The organism is Pseudoalteromonas sp. SG44-17 (assembly GCF_014164235.1).
In the GTDB taxonomy this organism is placed as follows: domain Bacteria; phylum Pseudomonadota; class Gammaproteobacteria; order Enterobacterales; family Alteromonadaceae; genus Pseudoalteromonas; species Pseudoalteromonas rhizosphaerae.
This window is the reverse complement of sequence record NZ_JACJEV010000004.1, coordinates 208,041-219,803: the sequence shown is the minus strand read 5'-3', so window position 1 is coordinate 219,803 and position 11,763 is coordinate 208,041. Positions and strand designations below refer to the sequence as shown.

The 11,763-nt window shown below is 41.8% G+C and carries 9 protein-coding genes; 4 read left to right on the top strand and 5 right to left on the bottom strand.

Translation table 11 applies throughout. The features are described 5' to 3' along the window. Positions 1-55: 55 nt before the first annotated feature. Entirely contained in the window at positions 56-2,488 is a 2,433-nt protein-coding gene (locus tag H5182_RS05080) for a TonB-dependent receptor (protein WP_145234734.1), read from the bottom strand. A gap of 208 nt (positions 2,489-2,696) precedes the next feature. Further along, positions 2,697-3,074, bottom strand: a complete 378-nt coding sequence (locus H5182_RS05075) for a DUF5522 domain-containing protein (RefSeq protein WP_145234736.1) — start codon at positions 3,072-3,074, stop codon at positions 2,697-2,699. 57 nt (positions 3,075-3,131) lie between these two features. Here H5182_RS05075 and H5182_RS05070 point away from each other — a divergent pair, with 57 nt between their 5' ends. Beyond that, positions 3,132-3,458: a hypothetical protein gene (locus H5182_RS05070; protein WP_145234738.1), complete on the top strand. Its 327-nt coding sequence runs from the start codon at positions 3,132-3,134 to the stop codon at positions 3,456-3,458. Positions 3,459-3,611: 153 nt separating this feature from the next. On the opposite strand, the gene H5182_RS05065 is transcribed toward H5182_RS05070, so the two are convergent. Beyond that, on the bottom strand, positions 3,612-4,580 hold the full coding sequence (locus tag H5182_RS05065) for a class 1 fructose-bisphosphatase (protein ID WP_182759628.1): 969 nt from the start codon (positions 4,578-4,580) through the stop codon (positions 3,612-3,614). Positions 4,581-4,741: 161 nt separating this feature from the next. On the opposite strand from H5182_RS05065, the gene H5182_RS05060 reads away from it, so the two are divergent. Both H5182_RS05060 and H5182_RS05055 read left to right on the top strand, forming a co-directional pair. Beyond that, positions 4,742-7,171: a zinc-dependent metalloprotease gene (locus H5182_RS05060; RefSeq protein ID WP_182759627.1), complete on the top strand. Its 2,430-nt coding sequence runs from the start codon at positions 4,742-4,744 to the stop codon at positions 7,169-7,171. Positions 7,172-7,275: 104 nt separating this feature from the next. Continuing rightward, the gene (locus H5182_RS05055) at positions 7,276-8,049 is read left to right on the top strand and encodes a YggN family protein (protein WP_149983146.1); all 774 of its coding nucleotides are present in this window, start codon (positions 7,276-7,278) and stop codon (positions 8,047-8,049) included. Between the two features lie 66 nt (positions 8,050-8,115). Here the strand turns inward: H5182_RS05055 and H5182_RS05050 are convergent, their stop codons facing one another. Next, positions 8,116-9,786, bottom strand: coding sequence for a methyl-accepting chemotaxis protein (locus H5182_RS05050; protein WP_182731312.1), 1,671 nt, complete (start codon positions 9,784-9,786; stop codon positions 8,116-8,118). 83 nt (positions 9,787-9,869) lie between these two features. Next, a complete protein-coding gene (gene rsuA / locus H5182_RS05045) occupies positions 9,870-10,568 on the bottom strand; it encodes a 16S rRNA pseudouridine(516) synthase RsuA (protein ID WP_145234749.1) in 699 nt (232 codons plus the stop codon). 58 nt (positions 10,569-10,626) lie between these two features. Here rsuA and zapE point away from each other — a divergent pair, with 58 nt between their 5' ends. Continuing rightward, the gene (gene zapE, locus H5182_RS05040) at positions 10,627-11,739 is read left to right on the top strand and encodes a cell division protein ZapE (RefSeq protein ID WP_182759626.1); all 1,113 of its coding nucleotides are present in this window, start codon (positions 10,627-10,629) and stop codon (positions 11,737-11,739) included. The last annotated feature ends 24 nt before the right edge of the window (positions 11,740-11,763 follow it).

Below are 11,763 nucleotides of genomic sequence, written 5' to 3'. Positions count from 1 at the left end.
CATAAAAGCCTTGGCGTAAAACACCAAGGCTTTTTTAATTTATAGATAACCGTTATTACAGTTCAAAGTTATACGTAAACTTCATGCCGATAGTGCGCGGCGCTGTAGTGTAGTGACCATACACACGTTGTAGTTCAGGGAGCTCTTTATTTAGCTCTTCATATTTTGCCATACCTGCCCATGATTTATCACGGCGTACCGAAGTAAAGGCATACTTATCGAATAAATTATCAACATAAATAGTGGCGGACCACATATCACCCGTTAGCTTGGCAGATAAATTACTAAGCGCATAACCTGCAAGTGTTTCACCATCGGCTTTTAAACCAACTTTAGTGATCACGTCACTTTGCGCGGTCATACCGTAGTTAATGCTCAGTAGTTTATCGTCTAGTACATCTTGTTCATAACGCAGGCCGAATGAAAGCTGATGCTCAGGTGCGCCTGGTAGGCGGTCTCCATCAGTACCATCGTAGTATGCTTGATACTGTGTATATTTTTTATCTAATGTACCTAATAAACCTGGTGCATCCTCGGTTAGCTCAGCTTTTGCATAGGCGTAAGTTGCGTAGGCCGTCCAGTTATCAGCAATTATAGCGCGAGAAGAAATTTCCACGCCTTTTGAATTGGCAGCACCTGCATTAGAGGTGATCAGCTCTTGACCATTCACAGTTGCAGTACCAACTTGCGCATCTTTCCAATCAACATTAAACAATGCCGCGTTAAAGTGTAGACGATTTTTAAACCAGCTCGATTTAAAACCCAGTTCATAGTTTACTGTTGTATCTGGTTTATAATCTTCTTCATCTGGGTATGCACAAACAATTTGTTGATCTGGCAATACATCTGGGCAAGGTGCAATACCGTTACCACCGCCGATTCTAAAGCCTTCACTTACGGTAAAATAAGCAAGCACTCCTGAATCAAAGGTGTAGCTGGCATTAAATTTAAATAGATTACCGTTGTCGCTAGCGCTTACGTTCTCCATCGCTAAATCGTCAAGAGAGTCAAAGTTAAGCGAAAATAACGGTGTTGCAGAACCCGCCGTGGTTGATACATCATATTCGTAAAAACGCGCACCAAGGGTTACATTGAATTGATCGGTAAACGCATAACCTACTTCACCAAATAGCGCTTTTTCAGTGGTTTCAGAGTCACTGACTAAAATATACTCGAGATCTTGTTGTAGATTAGGAATATCATCGCCCCCAAACTCAGTTAAACCGGGTGTGTATTCGCGATCATCTGAGTGAGTTTCAAGCTTGTTGTAGTAACCACCGACAATCCAGTTAAAAGCGCTATCAGAGTTAGACACTAAACGAATTTCTTGAGTGAAACTATCACGTTTTGATGTATCCAAGGTTTGCGCAACAAACGCTGGAAATTCTGCATAACCAGTCCATATGTCGTAAAGCAAGTCTGTTTGGTCGCGTTGCCCAGATTGCTCATAGCTTGACCAACCAGATGCTGATACAAGTTCAGCAAAGCCTAGATCCGCTTTAATTTCCAAGCTTAATAAGTCGTTTTCTTCTTCACCAGGCTCAAGTATGCGGGCGGCATTTTCGTATTGACCCACCATACCTTGTAAGGCACTGCTGTCACTTAATGAATTATATTGCGATGTAGAATTACCGCCATTTTCTTGTTTTTGATAAAAATAGTTTAGCGTTGCTTCTACTGCTTCGTTGGCTTGCCAACGCAAGGACACACGACCTGTGGTAATTTGCTCATCATTTACATCACTGACACTGCGCAAGTTAGCACTAACATCCTGTGGGTTGGTAAAATCAGGATTTGGGTTTGATACGCCTGGGTTTTGTACTACGAAGTTATAATCGATATAACCTGGGTTGGTGTAGTAATTGACGCTAGCGCGGATTGCCAATACATCGTCAATTAACGGCGTATTAAATACTAAACCAAACTCACCGCCAGTGCCGTCACTTTCGTTTAAGCTAAACACATCACCAGTGACTTGCCCTTCGGTAATATCGAGCTGAGGTTGTTTTAATAAGTAACGAATTGCACCACCTAATGTTCCCGCTCCGTATAATGTACCTTGTGGACCAATAAGCACTTCAACACGGTCTACGTCTGTTAAGCGTAAATCAATATTTAGTGGAATTTCACCCACGTAAGTCGCTACTGTACCACCATCAGAAATACGATCAGAAGTATTGGTATTTAAGCCACGGACAATAATTGGTGAACCTTCACGGCCACCTTGATCAGAAATAGTTAAACCTGGCACCCAGCGTGCCACATCTTCAAGATCACCAATGTTTTGATCTTTGATCACATCACCATCAAGGGCGGTAATATTAAGTGGTGCTTCTTGCACTGAGCCCGCACGACGAGTCGCGGTTATTTGAATTGTTTCAATTGCTTTTTCTGTTGCAACTTGTTGCTCCGCTGCAACAGCATGACCGGCAGTAAAAAATTGGGCGGCTATTGCGCAAGCGACAATATTAGGCTTGAACTGTTTCATTGATTATCCTGTTTTTTGTTTATCTGGTTGTCATTTTCTAATAAGAAAGCATGTTATAAAAAGATAAACAAGATGGCTGAAAGGGTACGGAAATTAATATGCAATTATATAGATAAAATATTCATCAAAAAACGTTTTTTAGTGCTTTAAAGAGTTTTTATTGCATATTAATATTTGTATGAATTTTTTTCTCTTTATGGTTTTTTTGCTATTTTGCATCACTTGTTAATTTTGTGTTTTTGAATGGGCAGTTTTTACAATTGTTTTTACAACATGTACCACGTTTTAAAAAGAACCAGCGTGAGAACACCATATAGTTGTTCTGCATTGTATAATCGAGATTTTCTATTAGGGGATTATGGCTAGAGAAAGAGGCTGCAAAACTAAGCTGGTTTTTAAGTGGTTGCTGATAGAGGGCATTTAAAAATAGATTGATTTTAGTCAACGTACAATCTCTGCATAAACAGCTGGTGGTTGTGCTATCAAGCGGTAAAATAGCAGGCAGCTCATTGCACCAACAGGCATTGATATCATCAACATTGCAGTTAAGAGTCGCTTGGCATTGCGAGCAGGCTAAAATAGTCATTAGATATATTTTAATCTTTAATGAAATAGTCAGTTACAGGATAACAGATAATTAAAAATGAACAGAGCACAAGCGTTAGCAGAATTTGTCACTTTTGGTAAATACAAAGACGAGGCAATAAGTATTATTGTTGCATCAACAATAGATAACCAAGGCCCAATTTACATATTGACGCTCGCAACTGTTTTGGATGTGCTCACTCGCTGCCAAGCAGATGAGATTGATTTAGACGATCTGGAGTTGTGGGCGAATGTTATAGAATCTAGAACCGACATCGACTACAGCGGCGTCGAAGGGGTTATCTATGCCCTCAGCAACAGCGAACAAATGGGCGAGCTTGATAAGAGTAAAGTTGCGAAGTTGGTTGAATTATTAGCAAGTTAGTAGGGGCTAGGTGCTAGGGATATTGCGGCTAACTTCGCCTTGATATGGCTGAAAATAAAAAACGCGGCATAAAGCCGCGCCTACGATGTGATTGTTATCTGAGGAAATCACTTTCCTAGAGCCTTTTACCTAGCTCCTCTATCCTAAAGTCTATTACTTATGATATCCCAAGCAGGTTTCTACTTCGTTTTTCGAACCTAAAATCACCGCTACGCGTTGGTGGATGGCGTCGGGTTGAATATCCATAATGCGTTCTGTGCCAGTTGAGGCGATGCCGCCGGCTTGCTCGATCAGCATAGCCATTGGGTTTGCTTCGTAAAGTAGGCGTAGCTTATTTGGTTTGTTTGGATCTTTAGTGTCGGTTGGGTAGGTAAAAATACCACCGCGACATAACACGCGATGAACATCACCGACCATGGCGGCAATCCAGCGCATGTTAAAGTTACGCGCTCGTGGGCCTGTTTCGCCAGCCATTAAGTCATTTATGTAGTTTTGCATCGCAGGCTGCCAATGGCGTTGATTTGACGCATTGATGGCGTATTCGTTGGTCTCTTCTGGTACTCGGGCAAAATCTTGAGTTAATAAGAAGCTGCCGTGTGTTTTATCTAGCGTGAAGAAACGAGTACCTTTGCCAGTCGTTAATGCAAGCACTGTAGATGGGCCATATAATACATATCCCGCAGCGACTTGGCTTTTACCCGGTTGCATAAAGATACTTTGATCTGCAGGATCTGAGCCTTCAGGCGCTTTCATTACTGAGAAAATAGTACCAACCAGTGAATTGATATCGGTATTTGATGAGCCATCAAGTGGGTCAAACGCAACGATATATTCTGCATTCGGGTTACCAGCTACTGTGTAGTCTTCTTCTTCTGAGGCTATCGCTTTTACGTAGCCTGACTCCAGTAAAATATCTTTAAGTAGTTGGTTGGTCAGAACATCGAGTTTCTTTTGTGTTTCGCCTTGAATGTTTTCATCAAGCGTTGAACCTAGTACACCGGACAGGGCACCTTGGCCGACGCGGAATGAAATTTCTTTACAGGCCGCTAAAATCGTTCTGATCAATGAGATTAACTCTCTAGGGCAACCGTCTTCAAGTAATACCGGAGGTAGTCTACGCATTCTATTTTCCTGATAACGTTATGGGCCATGATAATCATAGGGTGAGAGGGATCATCACAGCAAGCGCTGAATTTCGTCTTAAATAACTGTATTTTAGGTGCAACATCCTATACTGGACACACCTTAACCGTATTTAAAACGCGAATAACAAAGATAAGATTATGCAAAAAATACCATTGATACGTTACATACTCTTTACTGTGTTGCTAACTATGATAACCCAAGCGCACGCAGCAATTAAGTCTATTAATGATTTTACTGAACAAATGAATCATTTTCCGGGCTACTTCTCTTTTTATTACGACACTCAAAACGGTAAAATTTATTTAAAAGTTGATAAACTCAAGCAGCAATTTTTATTACAGCAAAGCTTGCCTTATGGTGTCGGCTCTAACGATATTGGCCTTGATCGCGGCCAGTTAGGCAATACGCATCTAGTACAGTTTGAGCGCTTTGGCGATAAAGTGATGTTACGGGCTATTAATACCTACTACCGTGCAAATACCAGCAATAAAGCCGAACAAAAAAGTATTCAAGAAGCCTTTGCATCAAGTATTTTAGCGGGTTTTAAAGTGGTTGCACAAAGCCCGCAAGCTGTCTTGATTGATTATACGCCCTATTTACTGAGCGATGTACATGGTGTGGGTCGAACGCTTGCTGCACGTAAACAAGGCAATTTTAGCCTTGATGAAAGTCGCAGTGCAGTAAATATGGATCGCTCAAAAGCGTTTATGAAAAATACTGAACTTGAAGCTGTACTGACATTTAATGGCACTCAACCGGGTGAGTATATTCGTCAGGTCAGTGCTGACCCTTACGCATTAACCGTGCATATGCATCACTCTTTAATACAGTTACCTGATGATAATTACACGCCACGTGCGTTTCATCCGCAATCAGGTTATTGGAGTATTGAACATAAAGATTATGCCGCGCCATTAAGTGAATCAATGTTGGTACGTTATATTCCGCGTCATCGTCTAGCGAAAAAAGACCCAAGCTTACCTATTAGCGAACCCGTTGAGCCGATTATTTATTATTTAGATCCTGGCGTACCAGAGCCGGTAAAAACAGCGTTACTCGATGGCGCAAAATGGTGGGATGATGCGTTTTCTCAAGCGGGTTATAAAAATGCATTTATTGTTAAAGTGTTACCAGATAACGCGGATCCTATGGATGTGCGTTATAACGTGATCCAGTGGGTGCATCGTGCAACGCGCGGTTGGTCTTATGGCAGCTCGGTGATCGATCCGCGTACAGGTGAGATTTTAAAAGGTCACGTTACATTAGGCTCACTGCGTGTGCGCCAAGATATTTTAATAGCTGAAGCACTTGCAGCGCCTTATTTAGAAGGTAATGAAGTGGCAAAAACGTTACAAGCAATGGCACTTGATCGTATTCGCCAGCTCAGTGCTCACGAAATTGGTCACACACTTGGTATAGCGCATAATTTCTCTGCGTCAGTGGCTGATCGTGCTTCGGTGATGGATTATCCGCACCCACTAGTGGGCTTTAATGACCAAGGTGAACTCGATGTGAGCCGAGGTTATGCACAAGGTATGGGGCAGTGGGATACGCAAGTTATAAAGTACGGTTACAGTGATTTTCGTAACCTTGATGAAGATGCAGAACTAAGTGCAATTTTAGCGGATAACCAGGCTAAAGGGCTGGAGTTTATTTCTGATAGTGATGCACGAGCGCAAGGTGGCGCGCATCCAACAGCACATTTATGGGATAACGGCAGTTCGCCAAGTGAAGAGCTATTAAGAGTGCTTGACGTAAGACAACAAGCACTCGCTAAATTTGGTATTAACAATATCAAAGAAGGAACCTCACTATCTCAGCTAGAAGAGATGCTGGTGCCGCTGTATTTATTCCATCGTTATCAGGTCGAGTCTGCTGTAAAACTGATTGCAGGTGTTGATTATGATTACGAAGTACGTGGTCAAGGTATGGTAAAAGGTGCACAAGTTGTTGCAAAGGCAACTCAACAGCTCGCTTTAAAGGCCATCTTAACTACCCTAAATGCTGACAATTTAGTATTACCAGAATCAGTGTTAGCGCTAATTCCACCCAAGGCCTATGGCGAATCTAAAAGCCGAGAAAGCATTGTTGGCCGCACTGGCTTAACCTTAGATGCAATGGCGCTACCCGAAGTGGCTGCACAACATAGTTTAGCGTTATTGCTAAATAGCCAACGATTAAATCGTTTAGCACAGCAACAAGCGCGCAGTGATGCATTTTTTAGCTTAGATGAACTGCTTGCAAAGGTTTATCAGCAGGTGTTTTTGATTCAGAGTAAAAAAGGCATGGCAGGCAAAATCACTCAGCGGGTGCAGTTATTAACAGCAAAGCAGTTTGCTGATTTAGTCGCCAGTGATAAAGTTGCTCCAGAGGTGCAAGCTCAGTTGCGTTATTACTTAGTAAAACTGAGTAAGGCGTATCAGCAAGAGTCTTTACTTAGCAGTGCTGATGTTGGTGAAAGTGCGTTTAAGCAATACTTAGCCGATCAAATTAAACAGTTTCTGGCTACCGGCAATTGGCCTACAAATTTTACTGCATTACCAATCCCACCAGGATCACCAATTTAAATGTTATCTATAAGGCCCTAGAAGCTAGGGCCTAGTTTCTCTTGCATAAAACTGGTTTTTTGTTAACCTAGCCGCCTTCCATTTTTAGTCTTTTTGAGGTGTTTATGGCGTTTTTATCTCGTTCGATATTGGCGATGTCCATAGCACTATCAAGTCTTAATGTCAGCGCTAAAGCCGTGTGCGAAGTAGAGCTAAGGCATGGTTTGATCATCACTGATGATGTCATTCGTATTGTTGATAAGGGCCAAACCCGCGTACAAATAAATAATGATAATCAACTCTTTATCCGTGGCTATTGGATTGATCTAACGTCAGATGAAACCCTAGTGTTAAAACAGTTTAGCGCGGGTATTCGCGATACGGTGCCTGAGTTGGTAGAGTTGGCAACTGACGGTGTTAATCTTGGCTTAAGTGCGATAGAGCAAGTTGTTGAAGGTATGTCGGACAAAGAGTCGGAAGTGCTAAAAACGCAACTGCAATATGTTGAGCGCGCTTTAATGGATAAATTTAAACGCGGCGATGATTTCTTTTTTATTGCCCCACAATCACTATCCAAAATTGATGATTTTTTTACCGAAGAGATCAGTCAAAAAATTCACTCTGCAGTTCATGGCTCTCTCGGCGCTATTTTAGTTTCTCTAGGTGATGCATTTAAGTCCCGCGAAGGTAATATTGAAGATCGTATCAATGACATGGGACAGCGCATGGATATTATTTCAAAAGAAATCGATAAGTCATTGCAGAAAAAAGCTCAACAGTTAGAGTTAAAAGCCTCAGAATACTGTGAATGTTTAAACTCGCTTGATGTCACCGAATCACGATTACAAATGATAGTACCAAGTATGGCTGATTTTGATTTAGTACAAATTAAATCTTAACTTAATCAATTCAATTAAAAAGCCCGCGTAATTAACGCGGGCTTTTTAGTTTTAGGTAACCAATTACTAGGATCTAAACTTGCCGGTTTCAGCTTCTAAATCGCTAGTCAGCCCTTTTATCAAGTCCGTTGCGGCATGGGCTTGATGCGATAGGTCTGCGGTCTGTGAGGCGGTGTCAGAGATGGTCACAATGCGTCTTGCTGTGTCTTCCCCTGCATCGAGCTGCTCTTTAGCTGCAATGGCTATTTGATGGCTCATTTGTGCTATGGCACTCAAAGATGCAGCAACACGCTGCAACTCTTCACTGGCATCTTTAGATTTCGCTACGGTTTGTTCACTGGTGGCAATACTTAAGTTAACTGAAGTTTTTGCATCTTTAGTGGCGGATTGTAATTTACCGATCATAGTACGAATTTCTTCTGTGCTAGTTTGCGTGCGCTGCGCTAGTTGACGTACTTCATCCGCAACGACCGCAAAGCCTCTTCCTTGTTCACCGGCACGGGCAGCTTCAATGGCTGCATTGAGTGCTAACAGGTTAGTTTGCTCGGCAATACTTTGAATAACAGTAAGCACATTTGCAATATTATTTACTTCATCATCAAGGAGTTGGATGTTATTACCAGCGCTGTCAATTTGTTGCTCTAAAAGAGCTATGGTATTTGCTGCCTCAGCAGTTAAATGACTGGCATTTTGTCCTTGGCTTTCGGCTTCTTGTACTGAAAAGGCGGCTTGCTCGGCATGCTCAACCACTGTTTGCGCAGAGGCTGTTAGCTCAGTGATAGCTGATGCGACCATATGGGTTTCTTCGTTTAGGCTGCGGGTCAGTTTATCAAGCTCAGTTGAGCGGGATTCGTTATCTAAACTCTGATTTTTTAGACTATCAGTAACATCTTTAATACTGCCAACTACACCCCGTAGCCCTTGTTGCATATAGTGCATGGCAGCAATAATGCTTTCAGGTTGGGCGTCAGTACGAATATGCGAATTTAAGTTGCCACGAGAAACTTGCTTAACAATACCAATTACCTCAGTGACTTCACCGCCTAACGCGTTGCTTAAAGAAATACCAAAGCGAGCAATTGCAGCAGTTAAAGCAAGGGCAATAAGTAGTGACAAGCCTAGTAACCACTTAGCGGTATTCCAGTAACGCTCATCAACTTCTTTTTCGCTGATCCCGGTACCAACATACCAACCAAAGTAAGGGGTTTTTTGCACCACAGAGGTTAGGTCAACGGTTTCACCATCACGGACAGAATCCCAATGATAGGTAATAATTTTGTTGGTTTGATTACCGACTAATTGTTCAACCATACGACCAATACTGTTACCGCTGGCATCTTTGAAATCATTAAAACTGGTGTTGTGTAGCTGCGGATCGTGAGGTGTAGCAATAAAGTCGAGTTTATCATTCACTACGTACACATATTCACTGTCGTGGTATTTGTTTTCACGCAACATTTGCGTGGCAAATTCACGCGCCTGTTGCTCGGTTAGTTGCCCATTTTTAGCAAGTAACTCAAATTGCTCGACAATATTTGTCGTGCTTTTCATGAGTTGATTGATACGGGCAATATTATCGCTTTCACTTGCGTGGCGAAGAGATTGTAAGCCCAGTAATGCAATAGCATTGAGTGCTACAAACATCGCTCCAGCGAACAAAATTATTTTAGTTCTTAATGCTAAACCTGACAGCACATCGCGCCCCTTATTATTTTTATGACCATGATTTTCTACCATGTTTGTCGGCCAGATGTTAGCTTTAATTAACAATAATATGGGAATTAGACGTGACTTTTACTCAAGTTTCCATTACGGGTAAATTAAAGCGTGATTTCTGCTGCGCTTAAGAGTCGATATTCTCCGCTAGCAAGAGCCTCATCAAGCTCGATATTTGCTACTTTTTCTCTATGTAATTCAACGACCTTATTGCCTACTGCAGCGAGCATGCGTTTAACCTGATGATATTTACCTTCGCAGATCGACAGACGCATACGATATGTGGCAAGTTGCTCTGCAATTGCGGGTCTGGTTAGTTCTTTTTCGTTGTGTAATTGCACTCCTTGGCGAAGTTTTTCCAGCGCATCATCCGTTAGAGGTTCTTGTGTTTCAATCAGGTAAGTCTTAAATTTGTTATGTTTTGGGGAGGTGATTTTATGTGACCAATCGCCATCATTGGTAATGATCACAAGCCCAGTTGTATCGAGATCAAGCCGACCTGCAACATGAAAATCACTCATGTTAGGTTCATCGAGTAAATCAAATACCGTTGGGTGTAACTCGTCACTGTTGGCGCATACATAACCGACCGGTTTATTCAGCATATAATAGCGTTTACCTAGAAAAACTAGCGGCTTACCTTGCCATAATACGTTATCTGTCGCTGTGATTGGATGATCATAAGCGCTGATCACCTCGCCATTTACGCTGGCATCTTTACGCTTTATTCCTGCTCTCGCTTTGGTGCGTGGCGTTTCTGCTAGATGGCTAATAAATTTATCTAGGCGGCAAGGGAATTTCATTGGGTTCACACTTCTAGTCGACTACAATGGCGGCGAGTATAACGGATCGTGATAACGCATGACAGTACACAGAGGACAAATATTAGCATATTATCAACAGCAAATAGCCACCGGTAAATTGCAATTTGATGATGCCCAATTAGCAGCGGTGAATGCACTAGACAATCTCGCAATTGCCATTGATAAACCGCATCATTGGTGGCAAAAATCGGTATCTTTGCAAGGCATTTATTTGTATGGACCTGTTGGACGGGGTAAATCGATGCTAATGGATGTGTTTTTTGAGACTGTAGCAATTAAACAAAAAACACGTTTACACTTCCATCATTTTATTGCTCAAGTACATACTCGTCTAGGACAGTTGCAAGGGGTTAAAAACCCGCTGGATAAAATAGCAAATGAGTGGTCAGAAACGCTTAAATTAATTTGTTTTGATGAGTTTTTTGTCTCTGATATTGGCGATGCTATGATCATGGCCGGCCTATTTAAAGCCTTGTTTGCCAAAGGCATCATTTTGGTTGCTACGTCAAATTGTCAACCTGAGCAGCTTTATTATAACGGCTTGCAGCGAGCGCGCTTTTTACCCACCATAGCGTTAATTAAAGCGCATTGTCATATTATTAATGTCACAGGCTCTGTTGACCACCGATTTCGTTTTGGTAAGCACGCAACTCATTATTTTAACAGCTCGGCTAACTCTGAACTGGATGCTGATTTTTTGGCTTTTGCAGATAACTTACAAACAGCAACTGATATTTCTATTTACGGGCGTAAACTGGCGTGTTTAAGGCTCAGCAATAATGCCATTATGTTTGATTTTATGGCGTTGTGCTCAGGCCCGCGTAGTACCGCTGATTATATTCATTTAGCAAAGTACTATCAGCGTGTGTATATCTGTAATGTGCCAGTAATGGGCGCTGCGGCAACAGGTAAGCAAATAGTGCATGGTATTGAAGATAGCTATCAGCGTGAAAAACAAGATTTACAAGAACATACACTAGACGATGAAGCGCGACGCTTTATTGCTTTAGTGGATGAATTTTACGACCGTGGCAAGTTATTGATACTGAGTAGCGAGGTTGGCATTGCTGATTTATATCAAGGTAAAAAGCTGGCATTTGAATACGCACGCACCGAGTCAAGATTAATAGAAATGCAAAACTGGTTCTAGGTTTAAATAAAAAAGGTACGTTCT